The organism is Flavobacterium cheongpyeongense (assembly GCF_003202435.1).
Taxonomy (GTDB): Bacteria; Bacteroidota; Bacteroidia; order Flavobacteriales; family Flavobacteriaceae; genus Flavobacterium; species Flavobacterium cheongpyeongense.
In genome coordinates this window covers 228439-255107 of sequence record NZ_QJHK01000002.1, presented here as the reverse complement: position 1 = coordinate 255107, position 26669 = coordinate 228439, and the positions used below count along the sequence as shown (strand labels likewise).

The 26669-nt window shown below is 33.3% G+C and carries 17 protein-coding genes; 4 read left to right on the top strand and 13 right to left on the bottom strand.

What is annotated here, in order from left to right:
* The first annotated feature begins 113 nt into the window (after window positions 1-113).
* From DMB65_RS03110 to DMB65_RS03100, 3 genes are all read left to right on the top strand, one after another.
* The gene (locus DMB65_RS03110) at window positions 114-3740 is read left to right on the top strand and encodes a DUF4450 domain-containing protein (protein WP_110305411.1); all 3627 of its coding nucleotides are present in this window, start codon (window positions 114-116) and stop codon (window positions 3738-3740) included.
* 151 nt (window positions 3741-3891) lie between these two features.
* Window positions 3892-6087 carry a hypothetical protein gene (locus tag DMB65_RS03105; protein ID WP_110305207.1) on the top strand — a complete coding sequence of 732 codons (2196 nt, stop codon included), beginning with the start codon at window positions 3892-3894 and terminating at the stop codon, window positions 6085-6087.
* 149 nt (window positions 6088-6236) lie between these two features.
* Window positions 6237-8087, top strand: coding sequence for a rhamnogalacturonan lyase (locus tag DMB65_RS03100; RefSeq protein ID WP_110305206.1), 1851 nt, complete (start codon window positions 6237-6239; stop codon window positions 8085-8087).
* A gap of 148 nt (window positions 8088-8235) precedes the next feature.
* On the opposite strand, the gene DMB65_RS03095 is transcribed toward DMB65_RS03100, so the two are convergent.
* The 13 genes from DMB65_RS03095 to DMB65_RS03035 form a co-directional block, all read right to left on the bottom strand.
* The gene (locus tag DMB65_RS03095) at window positions 8236-9057 is read right to left on the bottom strand and encodes a polysaccharide deacetylase family protein (protein ID WP_110305205.1); all 822 of its coding nucleotides are present in this window, start codon (window positions 9055-9057) and stop codon (window positions 8236-8238) included.
* 6 nt (window positions 9058-9063) lie between these two features.
* Complete coding sequence (locus tag DMB65_RS03090; RefSeq protein ID WP_110305204.1) at window positions 9064-10176, bottom strand: glycosyltransferase; 1113 nt, start codon at window positions 10174-10176, stop codon at window positions 9064-9066.
* 289 nt (window positions 10177-10465) lie between these two features.
* Entirely contained in the window at window positions 10466-12046 is a 1581-nt protein-coding gene (locus DMB65_RS03085; RefSeq protein WP_110305203.1) for an ELWxxDGT repeat protein, read from the bottom strand.
* Window positions 12047-12174: 128 nt separating this feature from the next.
* The gene (locus tag DMB65_RS03080) at window positions 12175-12432 is read right to left on the bottom strand and encodes a hypothetical protein (RefSeq protein WP_196239566.1); all 258 of its coding nucleotides are present in this window, start codon (window positions 12430-12432) and stop codon (window positions 12175-12177) included.
* Window positions 12433-12899: 467 nt separating this feature from the next.
* A complete protein-coding gene (locus DMB65_RS03075) occupies window positions 12900-13589 on the bottom strand; it encodes a hypothetical protein (RefSeq protein WP_110305202.1) in 690 nt (229 codons plus the stop codon).
* Between the two features lies 1 nt (window position 13590).
* Entirely contained in the window at window positions 13591-14664 is a 1074-nt protein-coding gene (locus DMB65_RS22750; RefSeq protein ID WP_317048108.1) for a ferredoxin, read from the bottom strand.
* 196 nt (window positions 14665-14860) lie between these two features.
* Window positions 14861-16009, bottom strand: a complete 1149-nt coding sequence (locus tag DMB65_RS03065; RefSeq protein WP_110305201.1) for a cytochrome-c peroxidase — start codon at window positions 16007-16009, stop codon at window positions 14861-14863.
* Between the two features lie 2 nt (window positions 16010-16011).
* A complete protein-coding gene (locus DMB65_RS03060) occupies window positions 16012-17484 on the bottom strand; it encodes a hypothetical protein (RefSeq protein WP_110305200.1) in 1473 nt (490 codons plus the stop codon).
* Window positions 17471-18949 carry a RagB/SusD family nutrient uptake outer membrane protein gene (locus DMB65_RS03055; RefSeq protein WP_110305199.1) on the bottom strand — a complete coding sequence of 493 codons (1479 nt, stop codon included), beginning with the start codon at window positions 18947-18949 and terminating at the stop codon, window positions 17471-17473. Before DMB65_RS03055 ends, DMB65_RS03060 begins: the two co-directional genes overlap by 14 nt.
* Before the next feature lie 3 nt (window positions 18950-18952).
* Window positions 18953-22306, bottom strand: coding sequence for a SusC/RagA family TonB-linked outer membrane protein (locus tag DMB65_RS03050; protein ID WP_110305198.1), 3354 nt, complete (start codon window positions 22304-22306; stop codon window positions 18953-18955).
* A gap of 11 nt (window positions 22307-22317) precedes the next feature.
* Window positions 22318-23421 (bottom strand): FecR family protein, encoded by a 1104-nt coding sequence (locus DMB65_RS03045; RefSeq protein WP_110305197.1) that lies wholly within the window; start codon window positions 23419-23421, stop codon window positions 22318-22320.
* A 66-nt stretch (window positions 23422-23487) separates the two neighbouring features.
* Complete coding sequence (locus tag DMB65_RS03040) at window positions 23488-24087, bottom strand: RNA polymerase sigma-70 factor (protein ID WP_110305196.1); 600 nt, start codon at window positions 24085-24087, stop codon at window positions 23488-23490.
* 151 nt (window positions 24088-24238) lie between these two features.
* The gene (locus DMB65_RS03035) at window positions 24239-25279 is read right to left on the bottom strand and encodes a GntR family transcriptional regulator (protein WP_110305195.1); all 1041 of its coding nucleotides are present in this window, start codon (window positions 25277-25279) and stop codon (window positions 24239-24241) included.
* Between the two features lie 291 nt (window positions 25280-25570).
* Between DMB65_RS03035 and rhaT the strand changes: the two genes are divergently transcribed.
* Window positions 25571-26641 (top strand): L-rhamnose/proton symporter RhaT, encoded by a 1071-nt coding sequence (rhaT, locus tag DMB65_RS03030; RefSeq protein WP_110305194.1) that lies wholly within the window; start codon window positions 25571-25573, stop codon window positions 26639-26641.
* The last annotated feature ends 28 nt before the right edge of the window (window positions 26642-26669 follow it).

Here is a 26669-nt window from a genome sequence, read left to right as displayed (position 1 = left end):
AAAAATCAGGTAGGTACAGGATGCTATCCCGCAAAAAAACAAAGAAATTGCGTTTAAATTATCAAAAAAAAACTGTATTTGATACTGATGTATACGCCTTGATTACTAAAAATATGAAAACCAAAAACTTCGCCATCCTAATTTTTATTAACTTATTACTGTTGTGCCCGGTCTTGCTTGCAGGGCAGGAAAAACAGACTGTGCGTAAGATACATTATGCTCCGGAGGGAAATAGTTTTGTTCTGAAAAATGGTACCCGAAAATTCAACCGTGCGCTTTACGGTTCGAATACAGGATTTAGGGTTGAAACCGGAGATTTACCGGAATTTGCCATGTATATGCCGGGAATGGGCGGGAATTTTAAACTGGGTTTAATAAATGGCAAAGAAAGCAAATGGATTACTGAAGCAGCAAAAATCAGTACCAAATATGTATTGGGTACGATGCAATACGAAATTCAGGACCCTATTTTAGATAACGGAAAACTGATTGTGAAAGTAGTTGCCTTAAAAGAAAAAGAAGGCTTTATTGTAAAAGTATCAGGCGAAAGTGTATCCAAAAAGATAAATTTAGTCTGGGCATACGGCGGTGCAACGGGAAAAAAATTCAGTCGTGACGGCGATATTGGTGCCGACCCTGAGTCGGTGTTTTATTTACAGCCTGAATATTGTACCAATAATAAATATACGCTAAAAAAACAGTCTTTTTTACTGGAATACGGTTCTGAAAGCAATAAAGAGAAAACGGGTAATAACAAAAAACTAACAGGCTATTTTCCGGGTTCTGATATAAAGCTGGCCAATCCAAAACAGCAGAAAACACCTTTGGAATTATACAGTTCCAATCCTGAAAATCTGACGCTTGTTACAGGAAAAAATGCCATTTCAAAAAGCGAAATGTTTTGGCTGTTTTCAAGTGAGGATTTTAAATCGGATGTTTCTCAGAAGGGATTATCGCAATTGTATGACAAATCGGTTCAGGAAACATATCTTTTGGCGAATAGGGTAAAGGTTGTAACTCCGGATCCTTACATTAATACATTAGGTTCAGCACTTTCTATCGCAGCAGATGGAATTTGGGAAAGCCCTGCGTATCTTCACGGAGCAATCGCCTGGAGAATGCATCTGAATGCCTGGCGTGGTGCTTACACAGCAGATCCGTTAGGCTGGCATGATCGTGCGAAAACACATTTTACAAGTTACAGCAAATCACAGGTGACAACACCGGAAAGCGGTCCAGTAGTTTTGGATACGGTTCGTAATTTTGCCCGGCAGAAAGAGGTCTTGGGAACCTCAATGTTTAGTAGCGGTTACATTAGCCGAAATCCGAACAAAAATGCGGTGGCACATCATTATGATATGAATCTGGTTTTTTTCGATCAGATGCTGCGACATTTTAAATGGACAGGTGATACGGCTTTTATAAAAGAAATGTGGCCAACAATTCAAAGACATTTAAACTGGGAAAAAAGAAATTTCGATCCTGATAATGACGGACTTTATGATGCCTATGCTACAATATGGGCGAGTGATGCTTTGCAATATAGTGGTGGAGGTGTGATTCATTCTTCGGCTTATAATTTTTATGCGAATAAAACGGTTGCCCAAGTAGCCAAAAAGATTCACCAGGATGAAAAGTCATTTGCTATTGAAGCAGATAAAATCCTAAAAGCTTCAAAAGATCAGCTTTGGATTCCGAAAAAAGGCATTTTTGCAGAATATAAAGATGGTCTTGGAAACAGATTATTGCATGATGTTCCCGGTGTCTGGAGCATTTATCACACTATCGATTCCGAATTATCGAATCCGTTTGAGAGTTATCAGCTGCTGAGTTATGTGGACAAGCAGATTCCGCACATTCCAATTTCGGTAGAAGGACTTGATAAAACCGATCTTTATATGATTAGCACTACCAATTGGCAACCTTATACCTGGTCGATAAACAATGTGGCGCTGGCAGAACAACTGCATACTTCTTTGGCTTTTTGGCAGGGCGGACAATCTGAAAAAGCATTTAAGATGTGGGAAAGTGCTTTGGTAGAAAGCATGTATCTGGGCGCTTCTCCGGGTGGTTTTGAACAGCTTATGTATCAGGATGCCATAAGAGGCGAGCTGTATCGTGATTTTGCTGATCCAATCGGAATGGCTTCCAGAACTCTGGTAGAAGGTCTTTTCGGAATCCAGCCGGATGCACTGGAAGGAGTTCTGACAATTCAGCCGGGATTTCCGGTAAAATGGAATCACGCCACTTTAGATATTCCGGATATTTCAATTGCTTTTAAAAGAGAAAACAAAACAGATTCTTATCTTATAAAAAATCAGTTTGCAGCAAAAATGAACCTGAAATTGGTTGTGAATGCACCTTTTGATGGAATTCAGGAAATAACGGTAAATTCAAAATCAGTGGGCTGGAAAATTATTCAGGAAAGTATCGGAACTCCAAAAATTGCTATTGAAGTACCGTATGATGCTGCTTATGATGTAAAAATTAATTGGAAAGGAGATATTTTAGATGAGATACCATCTATTCCTTCTTTTGCCGCAGGAGAAGCCTTTGGAATTACAACATCCAAAGCAGAAATTGTTTCTGTTTATGATCCGCAATCTATTCTTAGTGAAATTTCAAAAACCAATAAATCGTATCAGGCAATTGCATATGGTATTAAAAATAAAACTTTTTTTATTCAGTTAAACCAAGGTGATGTAACATGGTGGCAAGCTGTTGAAGTGGATTTAAAACCTAAAATTGAAATAGAAAAGATTCAATTAAAGAACAATAATGTTGAAATAGGCCTGAAAAATAATTCGGAAAATAAGATTGAAGGGAATGTAGTTTTTGATGCTTCCGCGAAAGATAATCAGCAGAAAATTATTCTGAATGAAAATAAAAAAGAGACTCTTGTTATTCCGCTTGAAAAATTAGTTCCCGGAACGAATAGTTTTTCGGTTCAAACGGATTCAAATGTCAAAGAAGAAATCACTTTTACGAACTGGGACATTCCGTTTAACAGTTCAAAAATTCAGGAAACGGTTTCACTTTCGTCCTTTTTTAATTTAAAAGTAACCGATGTTTTTAACGAGAAATACTTGTCTCCAAGACCGCAAACGGTAACTTTACAGCTTCCTACAAATGGAATTGGAAATTGGTGTTATCCGAATGTTTCCATAAAACTGAACGATTCAGGGTTGCGTCAAAAGGCAAAATCAAACGGAGAAATTACAATTCCCGAAGGAATTGTTTTTAAAACGCCTTCTGATGAAAATCAAAAAAATATTGTTTTTACATCACAATGGGATAATTTTCCAAAAAGTGTCAGTATTCCGTTAAACGGAAAAGCTTCGCACATTTATTTTATGGTTGCCGGAACTACAAATCCAATGCAAAGCCGTATCGTAAACGGTGAAATCGAAGTAAATTACACCGACGGAACTTCAGCCATTTTACAACTAAAAAACCCTGAAAACTGGTGGTCGGTTGAGCAGGATTATTTTGTTAACGGACTCGCTTTTACAACTGATGCACCAAAACCGCCAAGAGTCTATTTGAAATCGGGTGAAATTTCGAGAAGGTTTAAAGATTTCATGACTATAAAAGGCTTTTCTAATTTTGGAGTTGACGGAGGAGCCGGAACGATTCTGGATTTACCTTTAAATAAAAATAAAACCTTAAAAAGTCTTACCCTGAAAACCATTGCCAACGATGTGGTTATTGGATTGATGAGTGCTACTTTAATTAGATAAAAAGAATTCAATGTCAATATCAATTTCAAATATCAATCAACTTGAAATAAATTAACTGTTATATGAAATGAGCATGACTAAAAGATTGGTTATAAATACCATCGAAGATGTGCGAATTACAAATTACCAATAAAAAAATAAATATCTAAATATGAAAAAAATATTCTCCCTGTCTTTTTTGATGTTGTCGATTTCTTTGTTTTCACAACAAAAAATAGATAGAAAGGCATTGGTAACAAGGCATAATGTCGAAATTACTGCAATAGATACTTTAGCTTCTTTAACGGTTGGAAATGGTAGTTTTGCTTTTACCGTTGATGCTACAGGTTTACAGAGTTTTCCTGAAAAATACCAAAACGGAATTCCGCTCGGAACGCAATCGGAGTGGGGCTGGGACAGTTATAAAAATACGGAGAATTATAAGTTTTCTGAGACTTTAAAAGACGTAGATCAGTATGGTCGTAAGATTTCGTATTCAACACAAATTAAAGAACCTGCACGAAAAAAAGAAGCAGTCGAATGGTTTCGTCAAAACCCGCATTTATTGCAATTGGGAAATATAGGTTTTGAAATCACCAAGAAAGATGGCAGTTTGGTGAAGCCGGAAGATATTAAAGCGATTAATCAAAAGCTGAATTTATGGACAGGAAAAATTGAGAGTTATTTTGAGGTAGAAGGCACTCCTGTGAAAGTGATAACGGCTTGCGATCAGACAAAAGATGCTTTAGGCTTTAAAGTAGAATCGGGTTTAATTCAACAAGGGCGTTTGAAAATTCGTATTCGAATCCCTTTTCCAACAGGACTATGGGGTGATATGGGGACGAAATGGGAAGAAAAACAGGAGGTAGCTATTTCAACGGTTGCTATTGCGGGGACTGATACGGGGAAAAAATGGGGAGGAAAACAAGATTATACAAGCAATCTGAAAATCAAAAATAAATCAGAAGCGACCATTACACATATAATGGATAGTATTTCGTATGATATTAATTTGAAATGGAGAGGCACTGCATCGATTAAAGAAAAAGCAAAACATTATTTTGTTGTAGAACCTTCAAAAAGCAATACAATCGAATTGAGTTGTTCGTTCGTTCAAACAGATAAAAACAAATCTTTAATTCCTTCTTTTGAAGCGATTGATAAAAGCAGTATCGCTGGTTGGGAATCCTTTTGGGAAAGCGGAGCAGCAGTTGATTTTTCAGGAAGTACAGACAAACGTGCATCTGAATTGGAGCGCCGTGTGATTCTTTCGCAATATCTGACCAAATTACAATGTACCGGAAAAGTTCCGCCACAAGAAACAGGTTTAACCTACAACAGTTGGTTTGGAAAACCACACTTAGAGATGCATTGGTGGCACGGAGTACACTTTGCTCTTTGGGACAGATCAGAATTATTAGAAAAAAGTCTCCCGTGGTATCAGAAAGTTTTTGACAAAGCTAAAAATATTGCCAAAAGACAAGGTTTTGAAGGGGCAAGATGGCAAAAAATGACCGATCCTGATGGCAATGAAAGCCCATCTTCTGTGGGGGCATTCCTGATTTGGCAGCAACCACATTTTATTACCTACGCCGATTTGATCTATCAGACCAAACCAACAACCGCAACATTAAATTTATACAGCGAACGTGTTTTTGCTACAGCAGATTTTATGGCTTCGTTCGCCAATTTTGACGCTAAAAATGATCGTTATGTTTTAGGACCAGGCGTGATTCCGGCGCAGGAACGTTTTAAAGCGATGGAAACTTTTAATCCAACGTATGAATTGGCTTATTGGAACTGGGCTTTGAAAACAGCGATAAACTGGAAGAAAAAATTAAACCAAAAAGTGCCTGAAAAATGGGAAGATGTTTTGAAAAAACTATCGCCATTGCCTATTGCGAAAGAGGTATATCTGGCAACAGAAAGCGCTACGGATTCGTACACCAATCCGGAGTTTAAAACCGATCATCCATCGGTTTTAGGAACTTTCGGAATGCTTCCGGAAACGTCTCTTCTGGATAAAAAAATCATGAAAAACACATTTGATTTAGTTTGGGATACCTGGACATGGGATAAAACCTGGGGTTGGGATTTCCCAATGACAGCAATGTCGGCAGCCCGTTTGCAAATGCCGGAAAAAGCGATTGATGCTCTTTTTATGAATGTAGTTACCAATACCTATCTAAAAAACGGACATAATTACCAATCGCCAAGGTTAACCCTTTATCTCCCGGGTAATGGAGGATTATTAACAGCTGTTGCCATGATGTGCGCAGGCTGGGAGGGAAATACAATCGAGAATCCGGGGTTTCCTAAAGACGGGACATGGAAAGTCAGAAGTGAAGGATTTAAGAAGATGTTTTAAGTTTTTAATCTCGCAAAGTCTCAGAGTCGCAAAGTTTGATTATATATTTTCTTTGCGTTTTAGCGACTTTGCGAGATTATTTTTTACCTAAGTAAACCTTATCAGCTAAAATCAGTCTAAACATCAAACTTTACCAACCAAAACCAATCATGAAAAATAAAATTTTAGTAACGTTATTCTTTTTGTCAGGTTCAATTTTGTTTGCACAAAGACAAATGGAAAATTTAGACCGTGGTGTAATTGCAATTAAAAACAACGGTCAGTTTTTTATCAGCTGGCGTGTTCTGGGAACAGATGCGGATGATCTGGCTTTTAATTTATATCGAAAAAGCGGTAGTAAAAAAGCAATCAAATTGAATGATGCACCTATTACCGGAGCGACTAATTTTCTTGATATTAAAGCAAATCCTCTGGAAGAAAATACCTGGTTTGTAAAAACGGTTTTAGAAGGAAAAGAAAAAGATGAAAAAGGAAATTTTACAATTCCCGCTTCAAGCGTTGATAGAGATTATTTGTCAATTGTGGTAAAACCGATTGAAGGGTATATTCCTAATGATCTTTCTACGGGTGATTTAGATGGAGACGGAAGATATGATTTGGTTGTACACATGACGGGGAAAGGGCATGATAACTCGCATACCGGCATTACGGATCTGCCTATTTTTCATGCGTATACTTTAGATGGAAAGTTTTTATGGCAGATCAACTTAGGTAAAAATATTCGTGAGGGAGCTCATTACACACAATTTATGGTATATGATCTGGATGGTGACGGAATTTCAGAACTGGTTTGTAAAACCGCTGACGGCACTACTGACAGCCAGGGAAATGTGGTTGGAGATGTTTCAAAAGACTGGGTAGACAGAGACCCAAAATCGGGTACTTTTGGTAAAATTTTAAAAGGTCCTGAATATCTTTCTGTTTTTGATGGAAAAACCGGAAAGCTGGTTACAACCACTGATTATATTCCGGTACGTGGTGATTTGGCAGGCTGGGGCGGACATGGCGGAAGTGGAGGCAATGATACCAAAGGAAACAGGATTGATCGTTTTACCGCTTGTATTGCTTATTTAGACGGCATCCATCCAAGCGTGGTAATGTGTCGTGGGTATTATGGAAGAACCGTTTTAGCAGCCTTTGATTTTAAAGATAAAAAACTGACTTCAAGATGGGTTTTTGACAGTAAAGATGCCGAAAATCCATATTCAGGAATGGGAAATCACGGACTGACGGTTGCGGATGTTGATAATGATGGCAAAGACGAAATTATTTACGGATCGATGTGCGTTGATGCTAACGGAAAAGGTTTATACACTACTGGTTTCAGACATGGTGATGCTTTACATGTTTCTGATTTAGATCTGGATGTTCCGGGTTTGGAAGCTTTTGGAATCCATGAAATTGAAAACAAAACAACAGGTCCGGGTGTAACGTTGTTTTCTGCTGCAGACGGGAAAGTTCTATTTACGGATTCTCCCAATGAAGACGTTGGGAGAGGAGTAGCTGATAATATCGATCCAGCCCGAAAAGGCGCACAATGCTGGTGGTCCGGTTCTAAGTTTTTATATGATATGAAAGGAAATAAAATAGGGGATGCACCAAAATCAATTAACTTTTTGATTTACTGGGATGGAGATACTTCAAGAGAAATTCTGAATTCAAATTATATTGATAAATATAGAAAAGGAAGGTTGTTCACCGCAACGGGAGCTGTATCGAATAATGGTACAAAATCAACACCGGCGCTTTCTGCGGATATTTTTGGCGACTGGAGAGAAGAACTGATTTTAAGAAGCGCAGACAATACCGAATTACGAATCTATTCCACCACAATTCCAACTGATGTAAGGCAATATACTTTAATGCATGATCCGCAGTATCGTTTGAGTATTGCCTGGCAAAATGTAGGATACAACCAGCCGCCTCATACCGGTTTTTATTTTGGAAGCGGCATGCAGAAGGCTCCAAAACCTAATATTGTTTTGATGCCTTTGAAGTAAAATAGCAAAATAATCTGGATTAAAAAATGTATTGTTTTTGTACTAAAGAGAAAAGTACCAAAGAATATCTGTCAGTAACAGTTTTAGGATAATAAAAAAAGGGTCAGCTTTTAAATAAAGCTTAACCCTTTTTTAAATTATACATTTCTTAGAATAATTTTCTTCTTCCTAATAGTATTTTCTTTTTAAAAGTCTCGAATGAATCTTTTCCCCGGATATCAATTCGTTGTACTTCATAAATGGCTTTCATCGGAAATACATTAATTCTGTTCCCTATTCTAAGTCCATATTTAATTCCGTATTTTTTTAGTAATTCGAAAAACTGCTCTTGTTTAGGTCCTTTTTTTCTATAATACCCTCCAAAAGTATACGCTAAGGCAGGAAAAACATTTAAATTTTCTTTTGCGATTATTTCCTGACAAAGTTGTAAATCCTTTTCTATGTCTTCCAGTGATAAATGAGCATAATTATCATGCTTAAAAGTATGATAACCTAACTCAATATGAGAGCCAATTGCTAACAACTGTTCTTTGTTCATCAATTGCATATTATCACTTATAAATTTTCCATTCCAATCTACTTTCTGCCCAATCCTTCCAAGCACCATAAAACAGACTGCTTTAAAATCATACTCTTTTAGTAGAGGATATAGTTCTGTATAATTGTCTAAAAAACCATCATCAAAAGTAAGTACAATTGCTTTTTTGGGTAATTTTTGCTTATTATTTTTTAAAGCATCAACCTCTGAAAGCCATAATGTTTGATAATTATTTTTTTTAAGATACTCAAATTGTTCAATTATTTTATCTTTTTTAATTGTAATCTGATCTTCAAAACCATTTGTTGAAATAGAATGATATTCTAAAATTCTTAATTTATTTTTAGAAGGGTAAAATAATTTAAACTGGATATTTATTACGATTAAAAACAATAGTAATAAGACAATTAAAACAGAAACAATATAAATCATACTTTTTTAAATTACGAGATTAGTAGCTACTTCATTAATTACACTTAATATTTCAGTACCAATAATTAAGCGTGTAGAGGTACTCATGAGAAAATCAAATCCTTTTTGAACAAATTTATCTCTCATTATAGTATTGTCAATAAGTGTTTCTACTTTGTTTGCAAAATCAATAGAATTTCCAGCTTCTGCAAGTAAACCGGTTTCATTATTTATCAAAACTGTTGGTATTCCGCCTGCATTTGCTGCTACCACCGGAACTTTGCACGCATAACTTTCCAGAATTACTCCTCCGGTTGCTTCATTTTTAGATGTAAATAAAAACAAATCGAAATCGGGAAGACATTTATATACATCATTTCTAAAACCTGTAAAAATAATTTCATTTTCCAGTCCCTTTGAACGGACATAATTTTTTATTTCATTCTGCAAAGATCCTTCACCAATTAAAACATATTTTGCCTTTAGACCTCTCTTGTATAATTCTTCAACAGTATTTACCCAGGTAAAATGGTCTTTTACTTTACAAAAAGCAGAAACATTACCAATTATTTTATGATCTAAAGGAATATTAAATTCCTGATGAAGGAAACCATTTTTAGAACTGAATATAAATTTATCAGTATCTACAACACTGCCTATGACAGTTAACTTTGTATGATCTTTTATAGATAGTTTCAGTATATCTGATACAGGATCTGATATACAAACAATTTTTTTTATTGATTTGTAATTGTATTTATATTTTCTCAAGAAATTTGTCCCAACATTTTTTATTAGTGTTCTAAACAAAACCATTGGTGTTTTTAATCCAAAAACCATTGCGGCCAATACAGCAATAGTGTGTGCTTTACTATTATGAAGAAATACAATATCCGATTGAAATTTATGGGCTTCATTTTTAAATTTCTTAGCAAGACCAAGGCTGTACTCAGATTTAAAATCGACTCCTAAAACCTTTAAGTTTTTTTTAATGGCAACCTTAAATATCTCAGAATCTTTAGGACAAATAATCATTTGGTCTTTTACAAAATTATTATCTCTCAAAGACTCAAAAATGTCTATTATCATTTGCTCGTGTCCTCTCCAGCCAAGCGAAGATGTAAAGTGTAGTATGCGCATAATTTTGAGAGGTCTTTTCCTTCTGCGAAAGTAATAGTTTTTTAAATTGTAAACTCTTTCATACCAAAAAAGTTATCTTAAGAATTACTTAAAATAAAATTACCCTGATTATACACTGAAAGCTTCAAAATTTCTTAACTTAAAAACGTTTGATAAATTGTTTTGATGCCTTTGAAGGAATCGTTTTTTATAAAAAGAAGAATAAAAAAGTCCGTTTCAAATGCATGGAACGGACTTTTAGGTTTGTGATTTATTGGGGCAAAAAACAAACTGTGTTTACTATTGAAAACTATTTGATTATTATTTTCGTGGTTGAAGTCTGACGGTTTTTAGTCAGTTTTAAAATATACAAACCCGTTTTTAAATTTAAATGAAGTGAATTGTTATTCGTTTTACCTGCAGCTTGTTTTTTACCTAATACATCAAACACTTCGTATTGTATAGTTTCATTATCAGCATTATTGATAAAGAAATTTCCATCAGAAGGATTTGGATATATTGATACAGTTTCTAATTTGTCCTGATCTTTTACAGAAAGGGTAGGAGGAGTGTAGGTGAAAAGTTCCTGTCCGTCAGTTCCGGTAGCTGCAAAAAACAGTTTGTTTCCTGCTTTTGTTAAGTTTGAAACGTTGGTTGCTCCTGAAATAGCAACGGTACCTGAAGGAGTACCATCAGTTTGCCATAATTCTCTTAAGCCATCTTTATCGCTATCAGCTGTAAAATATATTATTCCGTTTAACTCTATATAATCAACAGTAGCAGATGATGTTATTGTATTGAAATCCACCAATTTTGTCAAGGTATTATTATCATATTTATAAAAATCATAATTGATACCGTCATCAGAAGCGAAAAAATAGAGTATACCGTTTACTGATTGAATCTGATCAGGTGTTGAGCTGCCTGTTCCAGGATTAATGTCGACAACTTCTGTTGTTCCTGCTTCTGTTCCGTCAGTTTTCCATAATTCAACTCCGTTAGGGCCATTTGCTCTGAAAAAAGTAATATTTCCTGAATTTGTAAAACGTGTAGGAGCAGAGCCCGTAGTACCGGGATTAATATCTTTTACCAATGATGTCTCCACTGTAGCACCATCAGTTTTCCATAATTCAAATCCTGTTGTTCCGCTGTTTCCCTGAAAATAAATAATGTTTCCATTTTTTAAATAAGTTGTTGCTACTCCATGAGAAATTCCTGCATAGATATCTAAAATCAAAGATGAATTAGTAGATGTAGCGTCATATTTGTATAATTCTCTTCCAGTAGTAGTAACAACTAATTGACTTAAAATGGCATTACCATTTAGGTTTTCAATCCAGCTTATACTATTACCTGTACCTGGCTGATCAATCACATTTAGAGTTCCTGATTCTGTACCATCTGTTTTCCAAAGTTCAACGCCTCCAACACCGTCAGTAGCAGAAAAAAGCATAGTTGTTGGGTTAATTATAGTAAATAGCTGTGGGTTTGAGTTTGCTGTTCCTGCATTTATATCTTTGACCATAACTGTTCCAGCGCTGGTACCATCTGTTTTCCAAAGTTCGGAACCATTAGCAGTTGTTCCGTTTGAAGCTGTAAAATAGATTTGATTATTAAATGCAGTAAAATTTGCTGCATTTGAGTTAGATGCAGCACTAGTTGTAGTATTGATGTCCTTAACCATTACTGTTCCGTCATCAGTACCATCTGACTTCCATAACTCGACACCATTTGTACCATTAGTAGCTCTAAAAAATAAGGTTCCATTAAAGTCGAAGAGATTTGTTGGAGTTGAAGAATTCGCACTTCCGGGATTTATATCTTTAACCTGAGCTATTTGTCCAAATGACAGCGCAGAAATTAATAATAAAAAGAGATATTTATTTTTCATATTTATTTAGTATTGAATTATTTGTTACTTAATTTTATTTTTATTGATATTGAAAATTAGCTCATTACTTAAATAACTCTTTACTATGGACTAATTACTATGGACTAATTACTATGGACTCAATACAATTATTTCGGAAGATCCGGTGCCATAATTCTTCTCGTTGGCGTACTTAAAGTTTCGATAAAAGCCAGCAGATCGCTCATTTCTTCTTTGCTTAAATTTAATTTTTTGAGTATCGGATCTACTTTTGGAATTAAAGAATCGCGTGGCGTTCCCAGATATTTTTTCTGAACAGGTGATGGATTTCCAAGATTATACAATTCTACAACATCCAGTAAAGTTGGAAAATGCCCATGATGCATCCATGGTCTGGTGTTCACCACTTCACGAAGCGTAGGCGTTCTGAATTTACCTATATCTTTAACATCTTTCGTTACATTATATCGACCGAAATCTTCATTTTCTTTAAATATTTTAGTGTTGTTTTTATCAAGATTTCCTCTTAAGGTAAATTATGGCTGGTATAGAAATTATAAAAGGAAATAATATAGATAATAATATTGCAAGATATGGAGTTTTCAATTTAGTGGAGTTTTTAAAAATATAGTAAGTAGATATTGAAACTAAGATTATGTGTAATAAAATAGAAGTTTGATATATATATAAGCCTACTGAGAATTGATCTATTAATTTGTCCATAAAATAATAATTTTAGAATGATTGATGCTTTATTTTCAATATCACTTTAGAAAGTTATATTAAAAATAATTTTATTAATTTTATTTTAACTGAGTATCAAATCAATTTCGATACTCAGTTACTTAAATGAGTTGTATTATATTATTGAATATTAGTTTGATGGTTTTTGACAACAATCTTCTTTTCCACATCCCTCTCCTAAATTTTTTTCTTCAAGAGCAGTTGGCTGTCTATTATGTTTGGCAACAAATTTTCTAATATTACTTTTTTTGATACTTTCTTGTTTTAGTTTAACAACTTTTGGATTATTTTTAAAAGAAAATGCTAAAAGTTGATCTACAGTCATTGTCTTCAAATCAATATTTCCAAATTGTAAAAAAAGTTTTTTTCTCAATTCATCTATTTCAATTGAAACTTTTTCATTATTGTTTTTGATTAATTCTTGTAATCTATAAGGATGATGGATATTATTTTTTTTTGCAATTTCAATAATTTCATCTTTTTCCTTCCATAAATAATACCCGACTCTGTCCCAAGAATATGTTATTCTTAAGTTTGCAATTCTGGTAGCATCCCAATCGTTAAATTCTGCCATTAGAACCACATTTAATGAATCTGAATAATTAAATGTTTTATTTAAAATAAATTTATGTTCAGTAAGAGATTTGTTATATACATCTTGCTTTATGTTTATTTTAAATGTTTTATCAAGATATTTATAATTATAACTTAAAAAATCTGTCTTAAGAATAGAGTCTAATTTTTTAGAATTTGAAATACTATCCTGTGAAAACGTAATATTTGTCAATAGAAAAATGACAATAATGCTTAATAATTTCATATTAATATAGATTTTCTTCTTGATGAGTTAATATAGTACAGTCTGAGGTAGGATATGAAGAACATAATAATACAAAGCCGTTACTGATTTGTTCATCATTTAAAAAACTTTGATCTGCTTGATCTATTGAACCACTTATTAATTTTGCAGCACATGTAGAACACGCACCAGCTCTGCAAGAATATGGTAAACCAATTCCGTACTCTTCTGCCTGATCTAATATGTAAACATCTCTAGGACATTCAATTTCTTGTTCTTCCCAGTTTATTAATTTTACTTTGTAAGTAGGGCCGCTTAAGTCTGCTAAATCTTTGGAACAATTGCTTCCATTTTTTGAATAGTAGCCAGGAATTTCTGAACTTGTAAAATTCCAAATACTAGATTCTGGATCTTGCCAATATATGACTTCTCCAATTGGATCTATCTGAAGACCGTATCCAATAGTTATTTTGGCATTAATTTTTAATGTTTGGGTATTCATATAGTTAACTGTAGATCCCATATCCTTAATATGCATTCCAGCTACAAACCCTCCCAGTCCAAAATCAATTCCATACTCATATTTATCTGAAAAATTATATGTACCACTGCAGTAACGGTATTGTAAAGTTCCGTATACATTTGTCAGTGCAAATGATTGGCTATAAATGTGGGTGTCATTTTGCCAAGTGCCATATATGGAAGAGCTTTTTTGTACATTTTTAGAGACGGCATTAGAATATCTCGGAAGAATGAATGATTTTCCATTATAATTATGGATTACAATAGTATCTGATTTTGTTACTTTTTTACTGCTTAAAGTTTGTAAGTTTTCAAAATTATAAGGCTGTAACTTTTTAGCCCAAATTTCAAATTCTTCAAACGTTTTAAATTTTTTAAAAATTTTACTTTTTTTAGTTTTTTTAGTATTGATTTTTTCAAAATTATATTTTCCATAAATTTTAAAAGTGTCAATTACTTTTGGATTAATTTCAGTTGTAATACTTGGTTTTTCAGTTTTGCTTTGAATTATACCTTCTTCACTTGAACAAGATGATAGAACAATAAATACGAGCAATAAATAAAAATTTTTCATAAAAAAATATGGCTTCCCTTTTGGTTTCGTTAAATTTTACGGGACGATGGCTTCAGGTACTGTTTTTGGTTATGCACCGCCCATTTATTTGATTTCGAAATTATGTTTAACTAAGGTTTCGTATTTCTTTGAATTATTCATATGTAAATTCTTCAGAGCCGTATATTTAGGAAACTATAAATTAGGAATCAACTGCTTATTTAGGTAAATTAGGTGATTTTATTCTAATAGAAGCTGTACTTAGAGTTTCAATAAACGATATAAGGTCATTCATTTCAGTTTTGTTTAGTTTTAGCTTTTTTAAAATAGGATCCGATTTTGGTATTAAAGAGTCACGTGCTGTTCCTAGATATTTTTTTTGAATTTTTGCAGAATTTCCTAAATTGTAAAATTCAACCACATCCAGTAAAGTTGGAAAATGCCCATGATGCATCCATGGTCTGGTGTTCACCACTTCACGAAGCGTAGGCGTTCTGAATTTGCCAATATCTTTTACGTCTTTCGTAACATTGTAACGCCCGAAGTCTTCATTTTTTGTTCCGAATAAAACCTGTCCGTCATTATGAAACTGGTTGTCGCTGAAATAAGGCGTGTTATGACAGTTGATACATTGTGCCTTGGTTCTGAACAAATGCAGTCCTTTTACCTGCTGATCCGTATAAGCATCTGATTTTCCGCTAACGAAATAATCAAACTTACTTTTCGGACTGTTGATGGATCTTTCGAATGTAGCAATAGCATACTGAATTCTTTCGAGCGTAACTTTTTTGTCTCCAAAAGCAGCTTCAAAAAGCGGGTTGTAACCCTTTATCTTTCCAATTTTGCTTACTGCAATCGTCAGTTTTTCGTTCATTTCTAAAGGATCACCTACAGGGAATTGTGCCTGATCTTCTAAACTCTTGGCACGACCATCCCAAAATAAAGAAGTTGCGTAAGCCGAATTTAAAATAGTCATCGAATTTCGTTTTCCGGTCTGGCGGTCATGACCAAAAGAACGGGTCAGGTTATCTGTCCATCCTAATTCCGGATTATGGCAGGAAGCACAGGCAATTTGTCCGCTGTTGGATAATCTTGGATCAAAAAATAATACTTTGCCCAGACTTTCTTTTTCCTTAGAATAGGGATTGTAAGCAGGATAAGGAACAGCAGGAAGTACCCCGATATCCTGAAATTTAGATTTGTCGATACTTTCATGCAATTCCGCAGCAGGCCATTTTGAGGTATCTCCAGATGAGTATACTTTTCTTAGTTCCTGGATATCTGTGTAATCAGGTTCTTCGGTGCTTTTATAAGCTGTTAAACTCAAAAGCAGTAAAACGGGTATTATTAATTTTTTTAATTTCATAATTATAATGTAACTTCTTTAGGACAAGATTCATTTAAAGGTGCTAATGTTGGATAAACTTTATTATTGTAAATCCTATATTGAGAAGAGACTGTTCCTCCAAAAAGTTTATCGTTGGTTAATTTCAATTCAAAAGAAATTTCAAATAAACCCGTACTAATTTCTTTGTAAGTTCCTTGACCTGAAATTGCAATACTATAGCTGTTTTTATTCGTTCCGGTAATTGTGATATATTGAGGAATTACGAGAACTTTTCCATTCGTTTTGCTGTTACCGTTTTCAGGAAAAAATTCTAATGCTGATGTAATATTAAATCCTGGTGAGTTTGCGCTAGTAGTACTTTCGTTAGAAAACCATCTTTTTAGATTAAATGAATTGGTTGTATTAGTACCGGTAGATACATTAAACCCAATTTTAAAAGCATCATGGTAAACATCATCATTAGGGTTTGTGTTTCCTTTGTCACTGTACAAGATGGCATTTTCATTATCCTTTGTTACTACCACAGGAAAAGTAAAAGCATTAAAAGCCTGCCATGCACAAGTACCACTTCTATCAAACCAGTTTTCACCATATGTCAGGTAAAATTGATTTGATAAATCATAGAATTTAGAAGCAGGATTTGCAAGAATATCACGATTCGATTTTATAGGTTTAACGATTTGTAAGACACTCGTTCCCGTAGCAATATAATCTCCTGCATTTACAAGTGTAATGCTGGTTTCATAATATACATCGTCTTCCTGAATATCTTCTAAAAGAGTTAAGTGATAGGTAATTGATTTTCTGTTATCCCCAAAGTCATCATGAGTTAAAGAATAATCAAAGCCATTTAGAAATTTGAAAATAGCAAGATTTTCAATTTCTGAAGGAATAAATCCGTTAGGAAAATTTACTTTAAAGTCAATTGTTTCGCCAGCAGCTCCTTTTACAACTATTCTATTTGCTGACAATGAATACGGTGTACTCACTTCGCCTAATGTGATTGTTAGGACGTCATTTGAAACAGATGTATTTAAATTACCAATATGAATTTCAGGATCAGATGTACTTTCTAATTTTAAGGTTATAGTTTGTTTTTCTTTCCATCTTTTTTCAAAAGAAATAAAGATAGTATCAGTTAATTTACTTCCTTCAAAAAGTAATTCGTTTGTAGGTTCTATACTAAAACTATTTACATCTCCGGAAGTAACAGCACTAAATTTTGCTGTAATAGCAGATTTTAAAGGTATTGAACTTAATGTTACCGGTACTTTTAATGTTTTTACCGATTTGTTTTCAAAACTAACTATAGGAGCCAAAACGGTATTAACAGATGGATATTCCAGTGGAATATTATTTGAAGTGTTTACCAATAAATTAAACCTTATAAAAGGATCAAAGTTTTTTGAGTCTAATCTATAGTCGTCCTTAGAACAAGAAAAAAATAATGTTGCAACGATATACAATACAGATATAATTTTAATACGATTCATTTTGTTCTAAATTTGAGTTAACGTAAAGAGTATTTAGTGGTATTGGTAATACATACTTAGGTGATGGGTAGGTGAGTCCGCAGTTTAACGATATGCAGCCATCAGTACGAGAAATATCCTTTTTGTTCCTTGCTATATCAAAAAACAGGTGCCCTTCAAAACAAAGCTCTTTTCTTCTTTCCAGAAACAAAGCTTCGGCAATATTATCTGTAGTAGTTAATAAAGCAGCGTTTGCTCTTTCTCTTATAATATTAATATCTTTCTTTGCCTGTTCCGGGTTATTAAGTCCTATTGATGCTTCGGCCCTTATTAAATATTGTTCACTTAACCTAAATGCCACATATCCGGGATTTCCCTGGAACTTTTTAGTAAAATAATAGTTAAGCATTACCGGTTGTAAATTCACCAATGTAGAAAGTGGTTTTACTAAAAACAGCTGTTTTCTAATATCATTGGTTTCATACAGATCAATCAAATCCTGCGATGCTGTATACCTTTCATAATTAGTATCAAAAGTATATCCAAAATAGGATGATAATGATCCGGTAAAAGATCCATCGGTATTTTTAGTTACAGAAAATTCTAATAAAGTTTCGGATGTAGGGAGATCTATCTTTTCCCATTGTGAAATATAATCGGCAGAACTTATCAGGCTTACACCAGAATTTTCGATTACATCATTTGCCGTATCATAAGCATTTTTCCAATCCTTTTTAGAGAGATAAACTCTGGCCAACAAAGCTTTTGTACTGTTACTATTAAAATAAGAATAAGCAGGGCCATCGAAAAGAACCGCGTTACTATATAAATCAAGAGATGTTTTAAGATCATTTATAATCAATGAATAAGTATTGGCGGCAGTTTCCCTTGCAGGATAAGTAATACCTTTACCAATCGAGTGGGTACTGTAAACAATCCCCATATGAGAAGCATCCTGAGTATATCCGTAATTTTGACTATAGATTTCGCTTAGCAAAAAGTGCATGTAAGCCCTAACAGTCATAGCCTCAGCTTTTATTTGACTTTTTTCTGCTGCAGTAGCATCTAACAGAGCATCTGTATATTCTAAAATAAGATTTGCCTGATTGATAATACTATAGCCATTTGTGTAGAATAATGCAAAATCAGATTCCACAGACTGATCTTCGAAGGAATATACTTCTTTTATGTTTTCAGGAATGGTGATTTCTCCTTTTGTACCGGCTACCAGAGAAGGGCTAAATTTTAAATTACCGCCCTGCAGGTCTGCATAAACAGAAAATATTTCTCCACTCACATTATTTTTGAGGGCCAAATATAAACCGTTTAATGCCATTAATACTCCTTTCTTATCTTTTAACTGTTCTGTAATTGAAGTTTTATCTCCTGGCTCCTGTTCTAAAAAATTACTACAGCTATACATTAAAAAGCTTATAGTTAGAATGATTATATATTTTGATCTAATGATACTTTTTAAATATTTCATCTTTTAAAATTTAGTATTAATACCACACGAAATAGTTCGTGCTTGTGGATAAGTATAGCTGAATTCTCTAATGCCGTTCATTCCTTCCGGGCTCTTTTCTTTATACCAATACAATGCATTTGTGACATTTGCAAAAACAGTTAAGGCATCCAGAAAAGTATTTTTTATTGGAACATTATAACTCAGGTTGATATTACTGATTTTGATGTAGGTAGCATCGTAAATGTTTCTGTCTAAATTAGGTACTAAAGCAGTATTGCTTGGAGCCGGCTGAGAAACAATATCTCCTTGTTTTCTCCAGTAATCATAAGCGTTCACAGACATATTTCGGTTTGAAGTAATTTGATATTTTGAAATAATATTATCAGAAACTAATTTATCCCCACCCCATTGAAAAGACCCTGTTATACCTAATGTGATGCTATTATTTAAAGAAAAGCTATTGTTAAATCCACCAAAAGCTTTAGGCTGTGAATCACCAATTGGCTCCCAGTCTGCTGCTGTAAATGTCCTGTTATATGCTGCAGCATCATAAATTTGCCCATCTTTATTTATTAAATCCCTTCCAGTTGCAGGATCAACTCCGGCCCACTTAGCTCCCCAGATTGTTGTAGTACTGTAACCAATTTTTTGTGCAAGTGCGATTGATGCTGTTGAGTAATCACTGCCTAATCCTACTAAATCAGTTACTTTACTATCTACAGTAGAGATATTAAATGCAGTTGTCCATTTAAATTTGCCTTTCTGAAACCATTTGATTCGCGTACTTAATTCAAAACCTGTGTTATACATACTTGCAGCATTTAACTGTACAGAACTATATCCGGTTTCTACAGGAATATCCCTGCTTGTAATCAAATCGCTGAGATCATCATAATAATATTCTAATGTTAATTCGATAGTTTTAAAAACATTAAAATCTACACCGGCATTAAATTTTTTATTTTTTTCCCATTTCAAATTTCCATTAGGAGCATCGCTTGGAGTTGCATATTCTCCACCATTGTATCCATTTTCTAATATATTATAGAGTCCTTTTGATCTGTAAGAACCAATTCTTGAATTACCTGTAGAACCATAACTTACTTTTAGTTTTAAGAAATCAATCCACGAACTTGATCTTAAAAAGTTTTCATTACTTGCTAACCAGGCCAGGCCAGCACCACTGTTTAGGGCTACATTGGTGTCATTACCAAAAACGGAACTTTCATCACGCCTAAAATTTCCTAAGAAATAATATTTTTTCTTATAGTTGTAATTAATTTGAGAAAAGAAAGAGACTCTTGAATTATAATTAATATCACTTTCAAAAGCTTGTCTTGCCTTAGATTCATCCACTAAAGGGGTTAAAGGATCATCATCCTGAATAGCATCTTGGATATCGTTTATTATATTTGGATTTACAAAACCTCTGGCGGATGAATAGTTAAAATCAGTTCTCTCTTCAGAAAGTTCAGAGCCTAAAACACCATCTATGGCATTATCCTGATTGATTTGTTTATTAAATAATGCCTGTCCCTGCCAATTCCATTTGGTTGAATTTCGCTCATTGATAAGACGTCTTCCATAAGCAGGATAGATATTGCCCTCATACATAAAAGAACCATTTGCCTGACCACTTTCATTTTCAGCAGAAAAATAACGATCCTGAGTTTTATCTTTATAATCCATACCGAATAAAGTAGAAATTTTTATGTTTTTATTCAGCTCGTATCCTAAGTTCAAACTTCCCAAAACGCTATACGAATCTGTTACGTTCATATTTTGATCAATAGCTGCTAGGGGATTACCTCCAGTTATACCATTCAATCCAACTTTAGAATATGTTCCGTCAGCATTATAAGGGGATAGGTTTGGTAAATATGCAAAATCATAATAGATGTTTGGAGCATCTTTTTTGATGTAACTAGGGTTGAGAGATAAGTTGATATTCCATTTGGATGTTCTGTAGCCTAAATTTATTCCTCCATTTAATTGCTTCGTTGTATTGCCTAACTGAGGTTCATCAATATCTAAATACGTTAAATTAGCATTATAAGAAAATTTAGAAGTTGCGCCTGTAACACTAAAATTGTATTTGTTATACATACCTGAATTATTTAATAAATCAAACCAGTTAGTATTTATGCCGTTATAGGGAACCGGAACATAATTAGCTGTAGTATTTTTTAAATAATCATTTCTAAGTTCAGCATATTGAGCACCATTGAGATATTTGATTTGATTAATAGCAGTCGAAGTTCCAAGCTGATTCGAAAAACTAAATTTAGCTTTGCCTTTTCTACCTTTTTTGGAGGTAATCAGTATAACTCCATTTGCGCCATCTGCACCATATAAACCTACTGCCGCTGCATCTTTCAATACAGTAAAACTTTCAATATTATCAGGAGATATTCTTGCCAGAGGATTTGATAAGTTTTCACCATCACCTCCAACGCCAGTAAAGAAACCATTATCAATACCGGTTTCTTCTGTCATAATTATTCCATCAATAATGATTAAAGGTTGCGAGGATGTACTTATAAGATTTCCATTTAATGGTTTTAATGTTCCCTGTCCACGAATATTAATTTTTACAGGACCTCCAACGCCTGAAGTATTTTCAACTAAAACACCAGCCATTTGCCCTTCAAGCATTTTATCAATACTTTCTGAGGCTTGATGCACCGGGATATCTTTTGCCGTAATAGTTGAAATACTTCCTACAATTTCTTCTTTTAACTTTTTTGTTCCGTACGAAGATGTAATAATAACCGGATTCAGCTCATCTACAGCTTCTTCCATATAAAAAGTAAAATCATTTTCATTACCAACTTCCTGTTCCTGAGTTACCATTCCGAGCAGTACAACCTGAAGGACAACATTAGCGATGTGTTTTTCTTTCAACTGATAAATAAACCTTCCGTCAATATCCGTTATAGCACCTCTTCCGGTTCCTTTTACCATTACTGTTGCTCCGGGTAACGGCGAGCTATCTTTAGCATTCAATACAATTCCCTTGATTGTTCTTTCTGTTTCTTCTGAATTATCTCTTGAAGGAGGAGTAGAGTTCGTTAATAAAACCTGTTTTTTCTGAATATAAAACGAAATATTTTTGCTTTTAAATAATTGTTTTAAAACAGCTTCCAAAGAGGCATTTTTTACATTTATACTCGCTTTTTGATCGGCATCAATTTTTTTTGAATTATAGATGATCCTAAAATCAGTTTGTTCTTCAATAGATTTGATAATCAAGCTAATTGGTTCATTTTTAAAATGCAGTGTAATTGATTTGTTTTGTGAAAAACCCTTTAAACCTGATAATATAATGGCTAAGAAAAATAGAATTTTTCTTGAAAATTGTGCAGTAAGATTCATATTTTAGGTGGTTACGGAAGATTGGTAATGGTGATGGTATTTTCTTTAATAGTGTAATCAAAGGGTGTGTCACGTTTTAGAAGCTCTAAAATGTTTTTTACGCTTGATTCACTAATTTTAATGGTTCCGGTGAAAGTCTGTTTGGCTAAATCTGAATTTTTATTAATAATCTCAACATCATAAGTCCGCTGAATTATTTTAGTGATGGTCGAAAATGGAGTATCTTTAAAAGTAAGTTCATCTTTCGTCCAGGCAGAATAAAAAGAAGGATCAACTGATTTTGTTGTAATTTTATTTGAGCCGTTTTGCCATGTAGCCATTTGGTTTGGTTTTAGCAATGCAGAATTTGAAGGACTTGCAGTTTCATATATGCGAATGCTTCCTTCGACCAAAACACTGTTAACTATAGAGGTTTCAGGATAAGCATTTACATTGAATTTGGTACCCAAAACTTCAATGTCGACCTCATTAGCATTTACAATAAAGGGATGTTCTTTGTCTTTAGCTACTTCAAAAAAGGCTTCTCCTGTTAAATAAACAGTTCTTTTTCCGTTAACACCAAATTGTTCCGGATAGCGTAAAGTGGTTCCGGAATTCAAACTAATAACAGTTCCATCAGAAAGTATAACTTTAAATGTTTTACCATAAGGAATTTTTAATGAGTTATATAGTACTTCATTATCTTTAACTTTACCAAAATAAACAATCTGACCATGAAGTTTTTTAGCAATCACTTCTCCTTTGTTATTTAATAAATTGCTGTGATTGTTTTTTGTAATGTATTCTGTCTGTCCATTGCCAAGTTCGAGTACAATCTCTTTTGAATGTTTTGTCTTATAATTAAAATTAAAAGCAATTTTTCCTAAACCCAGCAGCACTAAAATGACAGCGGCATATTGCAAATATTTAGCAGCTTTATTTTTTGGTTTAATCTTAATTACCGGAGTTGAATTAACTGAAATATCTTCAGACAAGGCAGTAAGTACCCATGTTTTCTTTATAGTGATAAACTGTTTTTTATTTTCTTCAGAAGCTTCAATCCATTCAAAAAGCGTTAGAATTTCCTGTTCAGAGGCTTCGTTTGATAAGTACTTATAAATTATTTCTGATTTCATAATCTGAATTTTAACTTCTCGTTATGATAAGTACACTTCAGAAATAAAATACCCTACTATTTAATTTTAATTATTATAAATAAGAATAAAAATCAAAAATAAATAATCCGACAATTTAGTTCTTAAAATCTTCAAAGCCTTTGTCATATGGGCTTCAACAGCTTTTAGGGAGACCTGCATTTCTTCTGCTATTTCTGCATTTTTTTTATTCTCAAAGCGCTTTTTTATAAAAACTTCACGAGTTTTTGGAGGTAAATCGTTTATAGATTCATTAATTATACGTTCTAATTCAGTTAGTTCTAAAGTATCAAACTGAATCGAATTTAGGACTTCGATATTGAGCTCTCTTTCCGTATGATTTAATAAATCGTTTTTGAATTTGTCTTTTACTTTATTATGCCGAATAATATTCAGACATTTTGATTTGGCGTAGGTGTATAGAAAAGATTGTATTCCGTTTATAGATTCAATATTTTCCCTGTTTTGCCATAAATTAATGAATGCTTCCTGTGTAAGATTTTCAGCTTCCTGTTGGTCATAAATAAACTGTACATTAAATGAGGTAATCCGACGGAAGTATTTGTCGTAGAAATAAGTAAACGCAGCTTCATCTCCCTTTTTAAAAGACTCAAATTTATTGGATTCAAAGCTGGTATTACTATTCATCTTTAATTGGCTCTGGTAAAGGATTAGTACAATTAATTTGTTATCCCAGGTGGTATTAGGCCAGAATGCGAGACAAAGATAAAATATTATTTATATTAGTTCTAAATAAAAATCAAGATTTAAAAAATTAACATTTAACAACTAATTATAATCATATAGAATTTCTGTCGATAAAATTAAAAGGAACTTTTACTTCTCCTTTTTCTTTGTTTAAGATCATTCTGGCAGCAATTTCTCCCATTTTATTAAAATCGGTTGACATAACGGTTATCCCCAATAAATCTTTTAGCGGAGTATCGTTGTAAGAAATTACACCAATGTCCTGACCTAAAATATATTCTTCATCTCTTATTTGTTTGACTAAATTCACCAAATCAGATTCTTCAATAGTGATAAACAAGTCTCCTTTTTTCAAGATCATATCATCATAAACTTCGCTTAGGATTTCAAAGTTAATTTCATGCTCAACACAAAACTTTCTGAAACCATGCAAAATTCTTCTCGGATAGGGGTATACGGCTTTTTCAGGATAAACTAAAATCAGTCTTTTGTATTTATTTATTTTAGAGAGTCCTTCTTTTAAGGCATTGTAAATATCATTTTCAAAATCCTGATAAATTTTAATAACCTCGGTTCCTAAACCAATCTTTATGTTATCCATGATTACCAATTTGTCCTGCGGGATTTGCTGGATGGCTTTGGCTACTTCATCAGTAAAACTTAAGTGTTTTAATTCATCAGTCTTAAAATGTGTTGTAATTACATAATAATCATAAGCACCTTCAAATTTATCCAGCAGATTTAGAAACAGAGTTTCATCACAATGGTAAATATGTAAATCAACATGTGCATTTGCTCCTAAAGTGTTAATAAAAGAGCTGTATGTTTTCATTTTATATGCACTCAGTTTATTAAAAAGAAACAAAATATTGACTTTCGATTCTAATTTTGTTCTGGTAATATAGTATCCCTTTCCTCGTATTGAAGAAATGATTTTTCGTTCTTTCAAAATATTATAAGCTTTCTCAACGGTATCCCTTGACATATAAAACTCTTCACTGAAATTGTTTATAGAAGGAATCTTTTGATTTATTTTCAGGTTACCATTGGCAATATTTTGTAGAATAGAATCTACAATTTGCTTGTATTTAGGTACTCTGGAGTCTTCATCTATTTTAATTAACTTAATCATGGTTGGTATAGTAAAGTTTCTCTAAATGTTAAGAGATTGGAGTTATTAATTGTATAATACGTAATATTTTTCTTCAAAAAGGTCTAAAAAATATTAATAACGCATGAGTTTGCTAAAATATGAATTTTAAATTTAAAAAAACACTATAAAACCAATCTTATCGCAATAATTTATGATTTGAAATAAATAAAAAGTAGAGAAAGGACAGTACAGGATAGTTTTCTTTTTTACATTCTATTATTTTACATCATCAGATTTAACTATCGCCTTAACCACTAAATAAAAAATTAAATGGAATCATTACTAGGGATTATTTTTCACTCCATTGGAGGATTTTCTTCAGGCAGTTTTTATATGCCTTTTAAAAAAGTTAAAGATTGGGCTTGGGAAAGCTATTGGCTTATAGGTGGTTTTTTCTCCTGGTTAATTGTTCCCCCGATTGCTGCTTATTTAACGATTCCAAATTTTGTAGATATTATTGCTGACACTTCTTCAAGTGTAAAAGTACTGGCTTATACAATGGGATTAATATGGGGTATTGGAGGACTTACTTATGGTCTTGGTGTTCGCTATTTGGGGATGTCATTAGGAAACTCAATCGTTTTGGGTTTTTGTTCTGCCTTTGGAGCTTTAGTACCTTCCATATACTATAATTTTTATCCTACAGAAGGTAAAATTTCTTTTACGGATATGCTAACTAATAATGGAGGAAGACTGGTTTTACTTGGTGTATTGGTTTGTCTTATTGGGATAGCAATTTCAGGAAAGGCAGGAATGCTGAAAGAAAAAGATTTTGCTGTAGGTCATGAAGATAAAGATCAGGATTTTAATATTACAAAAGGACTTATCATTGCTATTGTTTCAGGGATTTTAAGTGCGTTCTTTAATTATGGTATTGAGGCAGGAAAACCAATGGCAGATGCTGCTAATGAAGCATGGAAAGCATTGCATCCAAATCAGGGTGAATTTTTGTTTCAAAATAATGTAAGCTATATCGTGATACTTTGGGGTGGACTGACGACTAATTTTGTATGGTGTCTTTATCTTAATTTCAAGAACAAAACTTTTGGAAATTACACTGATACCAAAACACCAATTTCAAAGAACATACTTTTTTCAGCCATTGCGGGAACAATGTGGTTTTTACAATTTTTCTTTTACGGAATGGGTGAAAGTAAGTTAGGAAACGGGGCAAGTTCATGGATTTTGCACATGTCAACTATTATTCTTACGGCAAACTTCTGGGGATTTTACCTTAAAGAATGGACAGGTGTTTCTAAGAAAACGTTCAATACATTTTTATTAGGAATCGTATTGATCATGTTATCCATTGTTTTAGTAGGAATTGGAAACTCTTTATAATAATCAAAACATAAATATATATTCATAA